Source organism: Ensifer meliloti, assembly GCF_030064585.1.
Taxonomy (GTDB): Bacteria; Pseudomonadota; Alphaproteobacteria; order Rhizobiales; family Rhizobiaceae; genus Sinorhizobium; species Sinorhizobium meliloti.
Window position 1 is genome coordinate 366743 of sequence record NZ_CP120365.1, and the last position, 17570, is coordinate 384312.

Sequence of the window (17570 nt, forward strand, 5' to 3'; positions counted from 1 at the left end):
TCAGGCTTCCGGCGCGACATAGCGCGGGAAGACCGGCTTGGGTGCTTCGAGCGGCGTCCCGGAGACGAGGCGTCCGGCTTCGCCGAGATGCGCAAAATCGCGGCGGTCGGTCGGGACGGCGACGAGATCCAGGAGTTTTCCGGCCGATTCCGGCATGAAGGGCTGCAGAAGGATCGCGACTTGGCGAACGACCTCCGCCGTGACGTAGAGCACGGTTGCCATGCGGCTCGGATCGGTCTTCTTCAGCGCCCAGGGTTCCTGGCCTGCGAAGTAGCGGTCGGTCTCGGACACGACAGCGATGATCGCCGCAAGTGCGCGATGGATGAGCTGTTTGCCCATTTCTTCGCGTGCGGTGTCGATCAGCGAGTCTGCGGCGGCGAGCATCGCCTTGTCCTCGTCCGTCAGCGGACCACAGAGCGGGACCTGGCCGTCGCAATTCTTGACGATCATCGACAGGGAACGGCTGGCGAGATTGCCGATGCCGTTGGCGAGGTCGGAATTGATGCGGGTCGCGATCCCCTCCTCGCTGTAGCTGCCATCCTGGCCGAACGAGACTTCGCGAAGGAAGAAATAGCGGATCTGATCGAGACCGAAGTGCTCGACCAGATTGAACGGATCGACCACGTTGCCGAGCGACTTCGACATCTTCTCGCCCTTGTTGAGCAGAAAGCCGTGAGCGAAGACGCGCTTGGGAAGCGGAAGACCGGCCGACATCAGGAATGCCGGCCAATAGACGGCGTGGAAACGGATGATGTCCTTGCCGATGACGTGGATGTTCGCTGGCCAGAACTTCGCCCGCGGACCCGTCGGGTCGGTCAGACAGCCGGTGGCCGTGACGTAGTTGGTTAGTGCGTCGACCCATACATACATGACATGAGAGGGATCGTTCGGAACTTTGATCCCCCAGTCGAATGTGGTGCGCGAGACGGAGAGGTCCTTCAGGCCCGACTTGACGAAGGAGATGACCTCGTTGCGCCGTTCCGCCGGGCCGATGAAGTCCGGATTTTCCTCATAGTGCTTCAGGAGCTTGTCCTGGTAGGCGGAGAGCCGGAAGAAATAGCTCTCTTCCTCCACCCATTCCACGGGCGTTCCCTGCGGTCCGTAACGTACGCCGTCGCCGCGCAGCTCCGTCTCGTTCTCCTGGTAGTAGGCCTCGTCTCGAACGGAATACCAACCGGCGTAGGAATCCTTGTAGAGGTCGCCCGCCTCGCCCATGCGCATCCAGATCGCCTGCGATGCCTCGTGGTGGCGCTGTTCGGTCGTGCGGATGAAATCGTCGTTGGAGGCGTTGAGCAGCCGCGCCATGTTCTGGAACTCGGCCGAATTGCGGGCGGCAAGCTCCTGCGGCGAAATTCCTTCCTTCTTTGCCGTCTGCTGCATCTTCTGTCCATGTTCGTCCGTCCCGGTCAGGAAGAAGACCTCGCGCCCGTCGAGCCGTTGGAAGCGTGCCATTGCATCCGTCGCGATCAGTTCATAGGCATGACCGATATGCGGCTTGCCGTTCGGATAGGAAATCGCGGTGGTGATGTAGAACGGGGACGTATCTCTCATAGCGGGCTTCGATATCCTCGGGATCGGAACTAAGGGTGCTATTAGCGCATAGGCTTCAGGTAGGAAACTGCCGGGGCAAGAAAAAGCCCTGCCCCGTCGCCCCTGCCGCGCGATCTCGCCAGGAATCAGCCCCGACCGACACGAGCGGAAACGGCAACAAAACGTGGGAGGCATGTGTGCCCCGGCCTATAAAGCCTCTTTGAGATCGTCGAGCAAGGAAAGGATGGTCTGCTTGCGATCGAGGTTGTAGGCATTGCTCACCGCCAGGCGTTCGCCAACGCTGCTGGAGAGTCTCGCGAACCGTTCGGCCCTGCCCACGTCCCCCGCGATCGCCGCTTCGCGCGCCAGCTGCATGATGCGTCCCGTCAGCAGCGACGAGAAGAAATCGAAAATCGTCTCGCTGTCCTTTCCCGAAAGGACGTCAGCGAGCTTGTGCATGTTCTTGCGGGCGGCCGGTCCCTGCCCTGCCAGGATGTCGTCGAAAGCCCCGGCGATCTCCAGTCCGCCATAGTTGATCAGCTTCAGCGCCTCCGAAACGCTGCCGCTCGCCGCGGCGAGGACCCGTTCGGCGTCAGGACCGGCGAGATCGAGCCCGAGATGCGCAAGTGCCTGGCGCAGGGCTTGTGTATCCAGAGGCTTCAGCCGCAAAGGCAGGCAACGCGAACGGATGGTCGGCAGGAGTTTTCCCGGCGCATGGGTGAGCACCAGGAACAGCGAACGGCGGGGCGGCTCCTCCAACATCTTCAAAATGGCATTGGCGGCGTTGCGGTTGAGATCGTCGGCCGGATCGATGATGACGATGCGCCAGTTTCCGGTGCCCGACGTCTGGCCGAAGAACTTGCCGGCGCGGCGAACCTCGTCGACCGTGATCGCGCCCTTCGCCCTGCCCGTCTTTTCGTCCACTGGGCGCGCGAGATGCAGGAGGTTGTGCGATGCGCCCGAAGCAAGCTGTCTCGTGACCATCGAGGCTGGATCAGGGTCGGCAAGCCTTTCGGGGGCGTCTGCCGGATCCGGATGGCTCAGAATATGATTGGCGAAGCGAAAGGCGAGAGTTGCCTTGCCTATCCCTTCCGGCCCTTCGATCAGGACCGCGTGATGCCCCTTTCCGGACCTGTAGCTCTGCGCGAGAAAGGCTTCCGCCTCCTGATGACCGAAGAGCTTGCTGTTCGTCGCGGGAGCAAGCGCCCCCTCCAGCACACCTGGCTGTTCCGCGGTCATGACGTCGCTTCCGCATTGGAGGGTTGCGGCTTGCCCTCGAGGGGCAATAGCGCCTCGACGAGACTCAATACTTCGGCAGCGATCGCGGTCGGCGGACGGTTGGCATCGACGACGCGGCAACGCTCCGGATCGGCCGCAGCAATATCGAGAAAGGCTTCGCGCCGCTTTTCATGCGTCTCCAGCTGTTCCTTTTCAAATCGGTCGGGACTGTCGTTTGCGGCGCGGCGGCGGGCGCGCTCCAGCCCGACCGAAGCGGGAAGGTCGAAGATGATAGTGCAGTCGGGAATGACACCGTTCACCGCAACGCGTTCCAGGGTCTCGACGAAAGCCGGTTCCAAATTGCCCGTCACGCCCTGATAGACACGCGAGGAATCCATGAACCGATCGCAAAGGACGATCGTTCCCTGCTCAAGCGCCGGCCGGATCACCTCCTCGACATGATCGCTGCGGGCGGCCGCAAAGAGGATCGCCTCCATGCGGACTCCGAAGGACTCGGCCGCGCCGGAAAGAAGCACGTGGCGAACGGCTTCGGCGCCCACGGAGCCTCCCGGCTCGCGCGTGGTGAGCACGCGGTAGCCGCGCGCGCTCAGCGCTTCCGCAAGAAGGCGCATCTGGGTCGACTTTCCGGCCCCCTCTCCCCCCTCGAATGTTATGAAAAAACCCTTGGCCAGCGACACTTCAATTCCCGGATCGGCGTGCATTATCGTCCCTGTTTAGCCGATCGGTCCGGCGGAAGGAACCGTCGCGACGCGCATTTGTCACAGCCAGAAGAACAGCAGTTCCTGCAGCGCGTCGATCGCCCGGCTCGTGAGCGTCCCGGGCTCGACCGCCCTCGCCGTCTTCACGGGAACTTCCCGCAGCAGCTTGTCCCCGTTCCAGAGCTTGACGACGCCGACCTGCTGACCGGCAGCGACGGGTGCGTTGAGCGGCCATTTGTAGACGATGCGCGCCGTCAGCCGTTCAGGATTTTTGACCGGCAGCAGAACGTCGACCGGGCTGCCCGCCACGAGCGCCACTCGGGAATCCGCACCGCCGTAGACGCTCGCCTCTCCGATGGTTTCACCATCGGCGAAGATGCGCCGTTTCTCGAAAGCGGTCATCGCCCAATCCAGGACCCTGCGGCTCTCCTCGATTCTCTCCTTTTCACTCTCGAGGCCCCCCATCGCGAGATAGACGCGGCGGTCGCCGCGTTGCATCGAGACGGCGAGCGAGAAGCCGAAACCCTCCGCAAAGCCGGTCGCCAACCCATCGACGCCGACATTCGCGGCGATCAGAGGGTTCTTGTTGCGCTGAAGGATCTTGTTCCACTCGAATTCCGGCTGCGAATAGACCCGGTAATAATCCGGGTGCGCCTCGTATAGGTGCCGCGTAAGGGCGACGAGTTCGCGCATCGTGACCTTGTTTTCGGGATGCGGCAGCCCCGTGGCATTCTTGAAGGTGGCGACCGGCAGTCCGAGACCGCGTGCCCGCTTGGTCATCAGTTCGGCAAAAGCAGCCTCGCTGCCAGCCATTCCCTCAGCCAGGACAATGCATGCGTCGTTCGCGAGTTGCACCGTTGCGCCCTGGATGAGGTCCGCAACGCGGATCCTGGATTTGATCGCGGCGAACATCGTTGACGTGCCGGAGGGGGCCCCGCCTGTACGCCACGCGTGTTCAGAAACCTCGAAACTCGTCTCGGGCGTCAGTTCGCCCTTATCCAGGGCCTCGAAAACCACCTCCATCGCTATGAGCTTGGCGAGCGAGGCAGGCGGGACGGGTGCATCTTCGTCGCGTGAAAACAGCACCGTGCCCGTCTCGGCATCGACGAGATATATCTGCTTCGCTTTGGTGTCGAAGGCGGGCGTCTGGGCGACCGCTTGCCCCGAAACGACGGCCGCGAGGAAACCTACGACCGCAAGCCACTTCATGCGCATGAGAAACTCCGGTTCTTCATGGGCATATCAGCGCGAATAGCCCTCTTCAACCGGCGTCAGCGCGAGTCGGCGTTTCGGTGCTGGCGCTTCGCATAGGCGAGGATGGAATCGGGTGTCAGCGGATTGCGATCGACCATGATCGCCTCGAAGGGCGAAGGCTTGTCGCTGACGCGGACTTCGACATATGCCGCGGCATAGGCCATGCTGCCGTCCGGCAGCGGGATCAATTGCGGGCGCGACGTCGGCATGGGCCCTATCTGCGGCAGAACGACGAATTCGCCGAAGGCGCTTGTTGCCGCCGGGGCCTGCGCCGGTTTGGCGAGCGCGTTCACCGGCACGCCGGCATCGAGCATCGATTTATTCGGAACCGGGACGGCGCGGAGATTCGGAACCATGTCGCGCAACGGCTCGTTGGAAGCCACCATCACGCCTGAGGCGATCTGCCCTTCCGGCATCACGCTCGGGCCACGGTCGCCCTTCCTGACGTACGAAGCCATGAGGTAGGGCATGTCATTGCCTTCGAGCGGCGCACGACCGACATATTGAACGCGGACATTGGCGCTGCCCTTGCGCTTGATGTCCAGCAGGTCGGCGGTCTTCGAAGAGACGTCGATGATCCGGCCGTATTCATAGGGGCCGCGATCGTTGACACGCACGATGACAGACGTGCCGTTCTCCAGGTTGGTCACGCGCGCATAGCTCGGCAGCGGAAAGGTCGGGTGAGCGGCCGAAAGGTGATGCTTGTCGTAGACCTCGCCATTTGCCGTCAGACGGCCATGGAAGGCCGACCCGTACCAGGAGGCCATCCCGCTCTTGTTGTAGCCGAAATCCTCCTTCGGCTGATACCACCTGCCCTTGACCTGATAGGGCTTGCCTACCTGGTAGCGGCCGCCGCCCTTCGGGATGTTGTTTCCGGTAGCGACCCTGGGACTGGCTTTGACGCCATAGACGGACTCCGCGAAGTATTCCTTGCTCCGCGACTTGGTCTTCTTGACGCTCGATGTCGATCCGCAGGCCGCAAGCACCGCGCAAAGCAACGGAACCGCTGCGAGACGGAGCCCCCTCACAAGATATGCCGCACCGTTATTGGATGTCATCTGTCCCACAAGATCATTCGCAAAGCCACACCCGAATTCCGCTCCTGCAGCGCTCACGCTTCCGACCGGACGCGCAAGGATCGGCGCAATCGTGCAGTAATTCCCCCCGCGAGAATTTCGCCGTCCCGAAACGGAACAGTCGAACAATCATGACAACAACAAGGCGAAATTGCGAACCGGAGGACGAAGGGGCGCCAAAAAACGCTCGCTATGGTTTACGGAACGTAAATGAGCCGCTGGACCATAGTCCGAGAGAGCCTGCCAAAGGTCCTAAACCCGTTGCCGGGTATCCCTGCCGACACATATCGTAATAAGCACCCGCACGGCTCGTCAGCCGCGGGGTGCGGCGGCCTCAGAGCTGGCCGAAGCTTCCCGTCGGTGCAACTCTGAGGCTCCGTTACCGGTTGGCGTGCTGCCCGTGTTCCGCCCGGCGTCCGAGAGGATCTCGCAATGTACGATAGAGACGATTATGGGCCGCCGGAGCGACGGGCGGCAACCGGCCTGCCCTTGGGCGTAATGCTCCTGTCGGTGCTGGCGATTGCCGTTTATCTGCTTGCCGGAGCGGCGCTTCTGGAGGGCAGAAGTCGGGACGTCGCGGCGTACGACGTCCCCCGGGCAGGCGACGGAAGTCTGACTGCAGCGCCTGACACCGGACAGCGCCCGTGACGATGGCCCACAACCGTGTCATGGGCGTATGCGGCCAAGTGCACCCTCGGAAGGACGCTCATGAACACCGAGAAGATGAGAATGCTCATAGAGGATTGTCGCAGGGACCTGTTCGCCTATTTGGCGCCCGGCAGCGGCATCAGCGACCGCGAGATGATCATCGCCCTGCTCCATCGCCTCGATGGACTGCAGGCCAGAGACGCGCTTGACGAAGACTTCGACTGGCCGCCATTTGCGCCGGAGGAACGACTGGATGAACAATCCGGCCGCGACCGGACCAGCCCCCGCCTCAGGATAATTCTCAACCGTCGCATACAATGATCATCAGGGGTCCACGACAGCACCCGATTCTCTGCCGGCGCGGCACGCCTGGAATGCACGCAAATGCTCCGGAGCAAGTTGACGCTGCGATCAAAGCTGCTAAAAAGCCAGGCGTTGGTGAATGGGCAGCAAGCCCGGTAGCGATCGCCGGTCTATCGAGAACTCGGAAACGAATTTCACGAAACTCACAGCATTTTGGCGTGCGCAAAAACCAAAAATGTCAGCCGCGAAGAATCGCGTATGGCACCGGCATGGACAGGTGGCCGAGTGGTTTAAGGCTCTGGTCTTGAAATATAAAATGAGGCCCGGCCCAACCGATTGACAGCAAAAGGAAAGGCTTGTGCCATGCCTTCGAATTTGCGCCCATTTTGCGCCCGCAGCACTTTAGCGGCGCAAAAACGACAAATGCCAGCCGCGAGGGAATCGCGTATGGAACCGGAATGGACAGGTGGCCGAGTGGTTTAAGGCAACGGTCTTGAAAACCGTCGTGCGGGGAACCGTACCGTGGGTTCGAATCCCACCCTGTCCGCCATCAACGTGACGCTCACTCGCCGACGTGGCATTGTTGGCGGGCGTGCCGGACTGTCGTTCAAAAGCTCCGCCCTATCCGCCTTCAATGTTCGCTATGCCTGCAAACACCTCAGCATTGCCCGCCATCGGGCGCTGAAGCTGGGCGACGTCATTCAGCAGTTGCTGTTTGCATCCACGCACTTGAATTCGCACATTGGAGTTTTCGGCTCAGACAAAAAATCCCCGAATGGGGGTGCCGCTATGCAGTGGCGGAGTCGATCAACTCTACACCGCCTCCCATGTCTTCCGCGCGGCAATCACAAGCGACTGGCGTCTACGGAAGCGGATTTCTCGGCGGCTACCCGCCCTCGCGCTATGCGAACCAGCTGCCGCATTGCCCCATGGTCCAACTGCCAGACGGTTCGCGCTCGTACTAGTCTTTGGTCGATCCGTCCCAGTGGCGTCTTCCGAAGTCGACCGAGGTTGAAATCATGACCAGAAAACGTGCGAACTTGATCGTCGCTGCAATGCTTTGTTCGGCGACGGTCGTCACCTCCTCTGTCAATGCGCAGGATCAGGCCGCACCACCGCTTGTGACGCAGATCGGCAACGGCAACTGGCTTCCGCAGGAGGAAGCGGAGTCGCTGCGCGACGAACTCTACTATCAACGCGCGATCCATGCCTACATAACCATGCTTCCGGCGCTGAACGTGATCGGTATGCGCGACGGTTCGGAGGCGACATTCGGTAAAGGCTACAACATCCTGCCAATCTGGAAGGACCGGATGGACTCGCGCACGTGGGTGCCGACACCGAACGCCGACGTAATCTACTCGATGAGCTATCTCGACCTGAAGGAAACCGGCCCGCTCGTCGTCGCCGCGCCACCCAATGTCATCGGCATGTTTACCGATTTCTTCCAGCGTACGATCACGGATGTTGGACTGATTGGACCGGATCGCGCGCGCGGCGGCCTCTACCTCCTGCTGCCGCCTGATTATGACGGCGAGGTTCCGCAGGGCTACTTCGCGTTCAAAGCGAAGACCTACAATGTCTTTCTGTTCTTCCGGACGATCATGGCGAAGGGCGAAAACGGTCCGGACCCCAAGCCCGCCGTGGCGCTCGCGGAGCAGACGCGCGTCTATCCGCTTTGGACGCCCGAGAAAGACGTCAAGCCGATGCAGTTTCCTAACGGCAGCGGCAAGCGCATCAACATGATGTATCCGGTCGATAACGCCTACTGGACCAAGTTGAAGGAGTTCGTCGACCACGAGCCGGTCTCGGCGATCGATTCCGAACTGCGCGGTGTGCTGGCATCGATCGGCATCATCAAGGGCCAGCCCTTCGAGCCGACCGGGAAGCAGCAGGAACTCTTGAAAAAGGCGGTCGAGACAGCGCCCAAGATGATCTTGGCGCAGCGCCAGCTCGGCCGACCGGACGGACGCAATCGCTACTACACCGACAGGCAGTATGAAAATGTCTGGGCCAGCGGCACATCCGAATGGCTCCAGGACAGTTATCTCGATGTCGACCAGCGGGCTGGCTATTTCCAGGTTGCCTATTCATCGGCTCCGGCAATGGTCATGCGGACGCTGGGGGCAGGTTCCAAATACCCGGTTGCATACCGAGATGCCGCGGGCGAGTTCCTCAGCGGCTCCAGCACCTACAGGCTGCATTTGCCACCCAATCCGCCGGCTGCCCTGTTCTGGGCAGTTACCGCCTACAACATCACCGACGGCACGATGGTGGAAGCGCCGCAGCTGATGCCGTCCATCAACGGCTTCAACAAGGTCGCGACGAACCAGGACGGCTCGGTGGACCTGTGGTTCGGACCGGAAAAACCTGCCGACGCGCAGGACTCGAACTGGATCCAAACCGTCGGCGGCCGGAATTTCCTGATAGCGCTGCGTCTCTACGGAACCGGCGTCGAGTTCTTCGATCAGACCTGGAAGCCGGATGATGTGGTCAGGGTGGAGTGAGGTCGGGGCGCGTCCCCAACGAAACGCGCCCATGTCCAAGTGCCCAACCGGAGCGATTCAACAGAGGAATATGCTATGAAAACGAGTTTCAATGATCAACTCGACATCACCCGGCGCGACTTGATGAAGGGCGGCATGGGTGCGGCATCGCTGGCAGCGGTGAGCGCCGGAGCGGCGGTTCCCGCCGCCGTGACGGCGGCCTCGGTCGCCGTCACGGCCAATGCGGCGCAGGCACAGCAGCACGCCGCATCCGCAACTGTTACGCAACCCGCCACGGGCATCGTGATGTCTCCCGACTATGCAAGAACGGTTGCGCAGATGGCCTACGTCTGGGGCTGGCCGATGGTTAACATGATCAACCGCAGGGCGGCGATCACTCAGGCACCGGAACCGGGCCACCTCAACGGCGTCCTGCCCGCCGCACCGCGGGGCCAGATCGCGATGCTCAACGACTACATTGAGCCGTCGGAAACTTTCGTCACGTGCCCGAACCAGGATGTCGTCTACGGCTTGGGCTTCTTCGCGCTTGATGAAGAGCCGGTCGTGATTCAGGTGCCGGATTTCGGCGACCGTTTCTGGGTCTATGCTTTGTACGACGCACGCACCGACCAGTTCGGTCATCTAGGCAAACCATATGGCTCGAAGCCCGGATTCTACCTGCTCGCCGGTCCGAGGTGGAGCGGCCTGAAACCGGACGGGATCACAGATGTTTTGCGCTGCCCTACCTCGCTCGCCAACGCCATTCCCAGGGTCTTCCAGGACGACACGCCCGAGGACAGGAAAGCGATTCAAGAGGTCATCAACCAGGTCGTCGCTTATCCGCTGAAGGATTTCGACGGAGAGATGAAGACGATCGAATGGGCCAAGGTCCCGGACATTCCCGGACCGCCATCGTCTGGCGAGGAAACCAAATGGGTGGTCCCGGATAAGTTCTTCGATCAGTTCGGCGAGGTTCTCGACACTGTCGATCCGTTGCCGGGCGAGGAGGCTCTCTATGGCCAATTCCGCCTGCTGCTCGATGCAGCCTCCAAGGACCCCGAACTGAAAAAGGTGCTGGTTGCGACCGCGGTCGAGACCGAAGACAAGGTCATCCAGCCGTTCTTCCAGTGGAAGCACAACGGACGTCCGGCCGGGAACGGATGGAACCGTTCTACCAACAATGCGCAGTTCGGCGTCGACTATTTCAACCGGACCGGAACGGCAAAATCGAACATGTTCGACAACCGGCCGAACGAGACGCAATATTTCTACACCGACCACGACGGCGCGGGCGGAGAACTCAGCGGCAGCGGCAGCTATGCGATCACCTTCCCAGCCGGGCAGGAGCCGCCGGTCAACGGGTTCTGGTCATTGACCCTGTACAACGACAAGCATCTCTTCCACGCGAACGACCTCAAACGCTACTCACTCGGCACCAAGAACAAGAACCTAAAGCGCAACTCCGACGGTTCGCTTACCCTCTACGCCGGCGCGAAGTCGCCCGGGGGCGACAAGGAAAACAACTGGCTGCCCGCGCCGGACGGGAAGTTCTCGCTCTACATCCGCGCCTATTGGGGCAAAGAGGCAATTCTCGATGGCTCTTGGCAGCCGCCCGCGATCGAGGTGGCTCAATAGCCAGTGCTGAAAGCCGATAGTGGCGTTGTGTGTTCGTGACCTTGCACTCCGCCCTATCTGCCAGCCGGCGGGCACCGACGCGGCTTGCAGTCGTCAGCCTCATCTCTGTATTGCGATGCATTCGGCAAGTGGAATGCACTGGCGCGGTCGGCCGAAAACTCTTATACAATCGTTGACCAGTGGGGTCGTAGCTCAGTTGGGAGAGCGCCGCAATCGCACTGCGGAGGTCGAGGGTTCGACTCCCTTCGGCTCCACCATCCACCAGTCCTCCCTGCCGGCTCGCTGCTTGCCAAAAAAGCTGATTTGAGAGAAAGTTTTAGTCTGACCCGTTCGAGGTCTGGGCAACTCCCGCGAGTGGAGCAAAACATGCCTGTTAAATCTTTGGTGGCAGCCGCAATTTTTTCCCTCTTCGCCCTTTCGGGGTGCGCCAGCACAGGCTCGACCAACACGACCTACACCCAGTGGTACGGGCCTTATCCCGAGCCTGAATTCGACGTTCTTACGCCGGGCGGACTGCGCCTTGCCTATTAGCATTGCATAGGCGACCGACTGCGCCGCCCGCCGTAAGCCCAAAACATGCGAGAGCGTATCGGCCCCTGCCCCGAATTCCGAGCGATCGCCATCGACACGCCGGATCGCGGGGCGGATCGGCATTCAACAGCAAGCGAAATTCACGGAATTTTAGGCACTTGCGGAACACATATGGAACAGATAGGTTCTGTTCTTGATTTGTTTCGCGATTCTGGAGTGACGCCATGCTGACCCGCAAGCAACAGGAATTGCTTCTGTTCATTCACGAACGAATGAAGGAATCCGGGGTCCCGCCGTCCTTCGACGAGATGAAGGACGCCTTGGACCTTGCGTCCAAATCGGGCATCCACCGTTTGATCACCGCACTCGAAGAGCGTGGGTTCATTCGCCGGCTACCTAATCGCGCCCGGGCCCTCGAAGTCATCAAGCTGCCGGAGGCCTATGCGGGCGCTTCGCAGGTCCGCCGCGGCTTTTCGCCGAGCGTGATCGAAGGCAGTCTGGGCAAGCCTGCTGCGCCGCCCCCCGCACCGAAACCGGCGCCGCCGGCCGAGGCCGCATCGGTCGCCGTTCCGGTCATGGGCCGCATTGCCGCCGGTGTGCCGATTTCGGCAATCCAGAACAATATGCACGATATATCCGTACCGGTTGAAATGATCGGCAGCGGCGAGCACTACGCTCTCGAGATCAAGGGCGATTCGATGATCGAGGCCGGCATCCTCGATGGCGATACGGTGATCATCCGGAACGGAAGCACCGCCAGCCCCGGGGATATCGTCGTCGCGCTGATCGACGACGAGGAAGCGACCCTGAAGCGATTCCGTCGCAAGGGCGCCTCTATTGCGCTGGAGGCCGCCAATCCGGCTTACGAAACACGCATATTCGGTCCGGACCGGGTCAAGATCCAAGGCAGGCTCGTCGGCCTCATCCGGCGCTATCATTAGAGCTTCCTGACCAGGTGCGCAGCCGCTTCCTACGAAAGTACGCAATTTCAAAGCGCTGACGTGGGAGTATTGCGCCTTGGGACGCTATGACCACGCCCGGTCATAGAACGGAAGACACATTTATACAGAATAAAAAAGTCCCTATTCCAAATGTACCCTCTTGCGGATTGCGGTCAATCATTCTAAATCCGCGCCACGATTTGAAAACGCAAATCGTAGAGGCCTCGTGGCGGAGTGGTGACGCAGAGGACTGCAAATCCTTGTACGCCGGTTCAATTCCGGCCGAGGCCTCCAAAAGCCACACCTGATCAGCTTTGTTACCGACAAACTTCCTCTCGTCAGACGAGGGCGAAATCCGCATTCGCAAAGACGAAGTTGGCAGCGCTGAGGTCGGCAGCGTGGATGCCGATCAGAGTGACCTGATCGACCGTGCCATTCAGCTGCAGGACAGCGTTCCCGTCAGCATCGTCGCCGATGTTGGACAAAAAATCGGCGAAGTCGTCGTAGCCATAGCCGGCGATTTGGATGATGTCCTTGTCCAATTCGAAGTCGAAGATCTTATCCCGCCCACTGTTCCGCGCAAACAGGAACTGATCGGCACCGGTCTCGACCGCGAAGGCTGCGGTAAGTCGGCCATCGCCCCAGAGCTGATCGTTACCGGCGCCGCCAATCAAGAGGTCGTCCCCACCCGCGGTGTCCACGCCGACCTCTGCATCGCCATACAGGACATCATCGCCTTTGCCTCCGTCGAGCAGGTCGTTGCCGCCACTGCCGCCACGTGAGAAAAGAACATCTCCAACAAGAAAGTCGTTGCCAGAACCACCATAGAGGTGGTCGTCGCCGCCGATGCCGGATTCCACGACGCCCTGGTCGAGGCCATCTCCGTAGAGTTTGTCATGGCCCTCTCCGCCCTGGAGCCGATCGTTCCCGCCAACGAAAAAATCGCCGAGGGAGAAAGCGTCGCCCGAGAGAATATCGTCTCCGGCGCCGCCGTCGAGCCAGTCGTCGCCACCACGTCCTCTGAGGCAATTGTAGCCATCGCCGTAGAGTGTATCGTTGCCTTTGCCGCCCGAGAGACGATCGTTCCCTCCGGCGACGATCGCGGAGTCACTCACATCGATCGAGAAGGCATCGCCGTACAGCGTGTCGTCGCCGGCGCCGCCGTCGAGCTGGTCGTCGCCACCACGCCCCTGATCGGAGATCGCCCAAGCGTCGCCGAAGAGCGTGTCGTCGCCTCCGTGCCCGTCAAGGCTGTCGCGGCCACCCTGCCCCGAAGACAGGAAGCCGCCGATTTCGAAGACTCCCAGGCTATTGTCGGTCGTGAATGGGTCTCCGAAGACAATGTCCGGATCGTTCGTGCCGAAGATGTGGTTGTCGAGCCCGAGCCAAGGGGCGATGCCACCGATCAGATGCGCCATTTTTCTCTCCACAGTGCTGCAAAGCAGGTGATGCTCGTCTTGGGGACCCGGACGGCCCTGGGGGCGTCGACCTCGTCCGGCCTCGTCGGAGTGACGAGCGGGCTAACGCTTTGAAAATACGCACTTCCGCACGGAAAACCGTCCACACTTTTCCTGAAAGTGCTCTAATGTTGCCGAACGCGATGTTCCTGTCCATTGACCACTTCGGATTAACTACAGGTTGTACTTTCCGGTGAAGTTCTGCGTCCGGATGCTGAAAGACGGAAGAGGTTGCCCACGCTCCGGACGACGTCCACGAAGAGCAGAACCCGGAGGACCATGTGGTCTCGTGATCGGCGATTGTGCTATAGCGTCCCGTCGGCCGGCCTCATCGGGAGGGCGGCACTCGAAGCGCGATGTGATGGATATTCCTTGGGGCTACATTCAGCGCCACTTCGATTGGCTCGGGCATGTGGTCGAGGGCGTCTGTATTGCAGCAGTCGTCGCCTTGCTGTTCATGGTGATTGCGCCGAGAAGGTTGGCGCTGATCATCGGCCTCGCCTTCGCCATCGGACACTTTCACGGCCGCGAAAAACGTGATTTCGAGATCAGCGCAAAGCTGCCGCCACCTCACCTAGAGGGTTATGAAATGTGGAAGTGGAGTTGGGATCAGGCGACCGACTTCTGGCCGGTCGCTTTGGTCCTCGCCTGCGTCATTGTGGCCCTCCTGCCCAAACGGCGTCGAAGGCCGGGCAGTTCCGACGACTGAAATGCGCTGCATCCGCATGCTGGTAGACTCTTCGCGAGGTCCACCTCTCAGGACTTGCCGGACGAGTTCGGCTTGCTCCGCCATCGGGCCCACCATACGGCCAGCTTGCGCCGCCGTCGGCGCATCGAGGGAATGTCGTGCGAAAGCACGAGCAGGCCGAGAGGAACCATCCAGAAGCCCAAGATCGGTAGAAAACCAAGCACACCGCCGAAGACGAGCAGAACGCCGATGAGGACGCGCAATGCCGGCGAATTGGGCAGGCTCATCCGCCATTTGCCAAGCACGATCTCACGCGTCTTGGGATCGATGCCAAAATGCTTCTTCTTGCCTTCGGTCGCCATCACTCTTCTTTCGTACCAATGACCCCACAGTTGGTGCCTTCTCCACAGGGCGGCAACCGCCTACCGTCATTTTTTTTGAAAAACCGCTTGGCAAATCGGAAAAGCATTTGTATTAGCAGCCTCACTTCTGCGGCGCAGATGATCCCTGGTAGCTCAGCGGTAGAGCACTCGACTGTTAATCGATAGGTCGCCGGTTCGAATCCGGCCCGGGGAGCCAGTTTCGAAAGAGCCATTCGCGGCAAAGCCCGAATGGCTCTTTTCATTTTGTCGGGCTGATTTCTCGTAGGTTTCCTCATGCGTCTTGCATGGCTTTTCCTGGTCCTCGCGATCGCGACCGAGGTCGTCGGCCTGACTGTGATGAAGGCGGCATCCGGCTCCGGCTCCTATTGGGGGCATGTGGTCATGTATGCCTCGATCGCGCTCTCCTACGTCTTCCTGGCACGAGCGGTGAAGACCATTCCGGTTGGCGTCGCCTATGCCGTCTGGGAAGGATCCGGCGTCGCCGTGATAACGCTCGTCTCTGTTTTCGTTTTCGGCCATGCGCTCTCCGGCCGCGAGATGCTGGGCCTCGCGATGGCTGTTGCGGGAATACTTCTCCTCAATGCCGGCAGGAGCGATGCGGAGGAAGCCGCCGCATGAGCGCGTCGGGTCTCTCCTTCGCATTCGCGATCGCCGCCGGCGTGCTCGATGTGGCGGCGAATCTCGCCTCGACGAAGTCGAACGGCTTTGCCCGCCGCGGCTGGGGTGCCCTTTCGATCGTCTTGGTGCTTGCGGCGTTCGCGCTGCTGGCGGAAGCGATCAAGGATATGGACCTGGCGGTCGCCTATGCCCTTCTCGGCGCAACCGGAATCTTCGGTACGGCCATCTGCGGCCGCCTTTTCTTCGGCCAGAGGCTGAAACCGGTCGGCTGGCTTGGACTGTCACTGATTTTCGGCGCGGTGCTGGTGCTTCATACCGCCTGACGCGGCTGTCCGTCGGAGCCTGAGCGCTTGTTCCCTCCGGGCCGAAGCGACGCTGCCTCCCGGCACCTGCCACTGATCATGGGCTTACGAGGCGCATTCCGGCATGATCGGCTGCCAGCTTGTCGAAGGTCAGCGTTTCGGTGCAGCCTGCCAAGAGTCCGCCGTGAGCGATCAGCGCATCGGAGAAGTCCGCCTTTGTCGCTCGGTAGGTGGCAAGCGCCAGATAGCCGGCATCCGCTCGATCAACAACGATCTCACGCGCCCGCAACAAAGTTTCGATAACGCTGGCAACGGCTTCGCGTGACATCCTATATGATCGCGTCAAGATCCAGACGGTTTCGACGAGAACCACCTGTGAGATGTAGCCGGGCGCCTCGGGTGTGAAGCCGTCGATGATCTGTGAAGCCAACGGTGATTGGGTGGTATCGTCCTGCGCCAGGTAACGCACCAGCAGGTTCGTATCGACGCCGATCATTCGCCGGCGGCTCCGGCGATAATCGCTTTCTGCATATCCTCAAGACTGACTGGCCTGTCCGGACGAGGAACAATCCCCTTCAGCGACCTGATCGAATGGGAAGCGGGCACAACCGCATAGTGGCCGTCCTCCATACGGATGAAGTCCACACGATCCCCCGCGGAAAGGCCCATATCGATGCGGACCTTGGCCGGGATGGTGATTTGACCTTTCGAAGTGATCGTCGAGGTCGGCACGCCATCTCCTTACATTTTACAAGGACAAAAGTAATGCGAACCGCGCATAGGTCAAGATTGCAGGGTTGGTCGCTTATGCCGGTCTTCGGCCCCAGCCGGGGCTATCGGCGCGGCGGCGTTTCTTCGGCCAAAGGCTGAGGCTGATCGGCTGAGGTGGCTCGCCTTTTGATTTTCGGCGCGGTGCTGGTGCTTCATACCGCCTGACGCGGCTGTCCGTCGGAGCCTGAGCGCTTGTTCTTTGGAACCGCAGCCACGGCTGCCCTTCCCGGTACCAGCCGGTCGAGAAGCGCGAAATAAAGCCCATAGGGCAGGATACGCAGCAATTTGACCAGGTACGTAAATCGTTTCGGGAAGGTGATCTCGAAACGCGAAGACTTCAGGCCGGCGCATATCCGGTCTGCCGCCTCCTGCGTGCTCACCAGCGCGGGTCTCGGGAATCCGCCTTTCGGTGCAGCCTGCGTATCCACGAATCCGGGACAGATGACTTGCAGGCGGATGCCGATGCGATCGAGGTCGAATTTCAGGCTCTCCGCCATGTTGATGAGCGCCGCCTTGCTCGCACCGTAGGCGGCGCTCATCGGCAAGCCGCCATAGCCGGCCACCGACGACATGATCGCGATCTGTCCATGCCCCTTGGTCTTCATATGCTCGATAAGCGGTACGAGACAGTTGACGACGCCGTTGAGATTGACGGCGAAGCTCCTGTCGAAGGGCTCCCGACGCAGGTCGTCGCCACGGACCGGGAGGGCGACGCCGGCGTTGAGGACGGCGAGTGCCACCTGCCCGTGCTCGTATTCGATTTTGGCCAGCAGCCGCTCCATGTCCTTCGGATCGGTGACGTCTCCATCGAGAACGATCATCCGCCCCGGTCCGGCCGCCTGGTGCTGAAGGTCTACCAGCTTCTCGTGACTTCGCGCCGTGACGACCACGGAATAGCCTTCCTCGGCCAATCGAAGCGCCACGGCGCGACCGATGCCGGAACTTGCACCGGTGATCCATGCCAATCCATGTTCGGGGCGGGCGGTGAATACAGCTGTCATCTTTTCCTC

19 protein-coding genes and 4 tRNA genes are annotated in these 17570 nt (G+C 60.9%); 13 read left to right on the plus strand and 10 right to left on the minus strand.

All coding sequences use genetic code 11. From position 1 onward, the window contains the following. The 5 genes from metG to PZL22_RS08835 form a co-directional block, all read right to left on the minus strand. On the minus strand, window positions 1-1551 hold the full coding sequence (metG, locus tag PZL22_RS08815; protein WP_003528319.1) for a methionine--tRNA ligase: 1551 nt from the start codon (window positions 1549-1551) through the stop codon (window positions 1-3). A gap of 186 nt (window positions 1552-1737) precedes the next feature. Continuing rightward, window positions 1738-2769: a DNA polymerase III subunit delta' gene (locus tag PZL22_RS08820; protein ID WP_003528317.1), complete on the minus strand. Its 1032-nt coding sequence runs from the start codon at window positions 2767-2769 to the stop codon at window positions 1738-1740. Next, a complete protein-coding gene (tmk, locus tag PZL22_RS08825) occupies window positions 2766-3470 on the minus strand; it encodes a dTMP kinase (RefSeq protein ID WP_003528315.1) in 705 nt (234 codons plus the stop codon). The genes PZL22_RS08820 and tmk overlap by 4 nt, the downstream gene beginning before the upstream one ends. Window positions 3471-3527: 57 nt before the next feature. Next, on the minus strand, window positions 3528-4682 hold the full coding sequence (locus PZL22_RS08830; RefSeq protein ID WP_003528313.1) for a D-alanyl-D-alanine carboxypeptidase family protein: 1155 nt from the start codon (window positions 4680-4682) through the stop codon (window positions 3528-3530). 56 nt (window positions 4683-4738) lie between these two features. Next, the gene (locus PZL22_RS08835; protein ID WP_003528312.1) at window positions 4739-5779 is read right to left on the minus strand and encodes a septal ring lytic transglycosylase RlpA family protein; all 1041 of its coding nucleotides are present in this window, start codon (window positions 5777-5779) and stop codon (window positions 4739-4741) included. Window positions 5780-6229: 450 nt separating this feature from the next. Between PZL22_RS08835 and PZL22_RS08840 the strand changes: the two genes are divergently transcribed. The 9 genes from PZL22_RS08840 (at window position 6230) to PZL22_RS08880 (ending at window position 12635) form a co-directional block, all read left to right on the plus strand. Next, window positions 6230-6445, plus strand: a complete 216-nt coding sequence (locus tag PZL22_RS08840) for a hypothetical protein (protein ID WP_003528311.1) — start codon at window positions 6230-6232, stop codon at window positions 6443-6445. Between the two features lie 60 nt (window positions 6446-6505). Further along, window positions 6506-6766: a hypothetical protein gene (locus PZL22_RS08845; protein WP_003528309.1), complete on the plus strand. Its 261-nt coding sequence runs from the start codon at window positions 6506-6508 to the stop codon at window positions 6764-6766. 442 nt (window positions 6767-7208) lie between these two features. After that, window positions 7209-7298 (plus strand) — tRNA-Ser (locus PZL22_RS08850). A gap of 469 nt (window positions 7299-7767) precedes the next feature. Then, the gene (locus PZL22_RS08855) at window positions 7768-9255 is read left to right on the plus strand and encodes a DUF1254 domain-containing protein (RefSeq protein WP_033048537.1); all 1488 of its coding nucleotides are present in this window, start codon (window positions 7768-7770) and stop codon (window positions 9253-9255) included. A 75-nt stretch (window positions 9256-9330) separates the two neighbouring features. Next, window positions 9331-10869: a DUF1254 domain-containing protein gene (locus PZL22_RS08860; RefSeq protein ID WP_003528305.1), complete on the plus strand. Its 1539-nt coding sequence runs from the start codon at window positions 9331-9333 to the stop codon at window positions 10867-10869. Between the two features lie 181 nt (window positions 10870-11050). Continuing rightward, window positions 11051-11126: transfer RNA gene (locus tag PZL22_RS08865), tRNA-Ala, on the plus strand. Window positions 11127-11235: 109 nt separating this feature from the next. Further along, on the plus strand, window positions 11236-11400 hold the full coding sequence (locus PZL22_RS08870; RefSeq protein WP_086022558.1) for a hypothetical protein: 165 nt from the start codon (window positions 11236-11238) through the stop codon (window positions 11398-11400). Window positions 11401-11624: 224 nt separating this feature from the next. Next, a complete protein-coding gene (lexA, locus tag PZL22_RS08875; RefSeq protein ID WP_003528303.1) occupies window positions 11625-12341 on the plus strand; it encodes a transcriptional repressor LexA in 717 nt (238 codons plus the stop codon). Between the two features lie 220 nt (window positions 12342-12561). Then, window positions 12562-12635, plus strand: a tRNA-Cys gene (locus PZL22_RS08880). A 44-nt stretch (window positions 12636-12679) separates the two neighbouring features. Here the strand turns inward: PZL22_RS08880 and PZL22_RS08885 are convergent. Next, window positions 12680-13759, minus strand: a complete 1080-nt coding sequence (locus tag PZL22_RS08885; RefSeq protein WP_003528301.1) for a calcium-binding protein — start codon at window positions 13757-13759, stop codon at window positions 12680-12682. 400 nt (window positions 13760-14159) lie between these two features. On the opposite strand from PZL22_RS08885, the gene PZL22_RS08890 reads away from it, so the two are divergent. Beyond that, a complete protein-coding gene (locus tag PZL22_RS08890; RefSeq protein WP_003528299.1) occupies window positions 14160-14507 on the plus strand; it encodes a hypothetical protein in 348 nt (115 codons plus the stop codon). A gap of 47 nt (window positions 14508-14554) precedes the next feature. Here the strand turns inward: PZL22_RS08890 and PZL22_RS08895 are convergent, their stop codons facing one another. Further along, window positions 14555-14848: a membrane protein gene (locus tag PZL22_RS08895; RefSeq protein WP_003528297.1), complete on the minus strand. Its 294-nt coding sequence runs from the start codon at window positions 14846-14848 to the stop codon at window positions 14555-14557. A 142-nt stretch (window positions 14849-14990) separates the two neighbouring features. Here PZL22_RS08895 and PZL22_RS08900 point away from each other — a divergent pair. From PZL22_RS08900 to PZL22_RS08910, 3 genes are all read left to right on the plus strand, one after another. After that, window positions 14991-15065: transfer RNA gene (locus PZL22_RS08900), tRNA-Asn, on the plus strand. A gap of 77 nt (window positions 15066-15142) precedes the next feature. After that, a complete protein-coding gene (locus tag PZL22_RS08905) occupies window positions 15143-15487 on the plus strand; it encodes an SMR family transporter (RefSeq protein WP_010969347.1) in 345 nt (114 codons plus the stop codon). After that, a complete protein-coding gene (locus tag PZL22_RS08910; protein WP_003528293.1) occupies window positions 15484-15810 on the plus strand; it encodes an SMR family transporter in 327 nt (108 codons plus the stop codon). Before PZL22_RS08905 ends, PZL22_RS08910 begins: the two co-directional genes overlap by 4 nt. A gap of 76 nt (window positions 15811-15886) precedes the next feature. Here the strand turns inward: PZL22_RS08910 and PZL22_RS08915 are convergent, their stop codons facing one another. The 3 genes from PZL22_RS08915 to PZL22_RS08925 all read right to left on the minus strand — a co-directional run bounded on the left by PZL22_RS08915 (window position 15887) and on the right by PZL22_RS08925 (window position 17561). After that, a complete protein-coding gene (locus tag PZL22_RS08915) occupies window positions 15887-16285 on the minus strand; it encodes a type II toxin-antitoxin system VapC family toxin (RefSeq protein WP_003528291.1) in 399 nt (132 codons plus the stop codon). Further along, complete coding sequence (locus tag PZL22_RS08920) at window positions 16282-16521, minus strand: AbrB/MazE/SpoVT family DNA-binding domain-containing protein (protein ID WP_003528289.1); 240 nt, start codon at window positions 16519-16521, stop codon at window positions 16282-16284. Before PZL22_RS08920 ends, PZL22_RS08915 begins: the two co-directional genes overlap by 4 nt. Before the next feature lie 191 nt (window positions 16522-16712). Further along, window positions 16713-17561 carry an SDR family NAD(P)-dependent oxidoreductase gene (locus PZL22_RS08925; protein WP_003528287.1) on the minus strand — a complete coding sequence of 283 codons (849 nt, stop codon included), beginning with the start codon at window positions 17559-17561 and terminating at the stop codon, window positions 16713-16715. Window positions 17562-17570 lie beyond the last annotated feature (9 nt).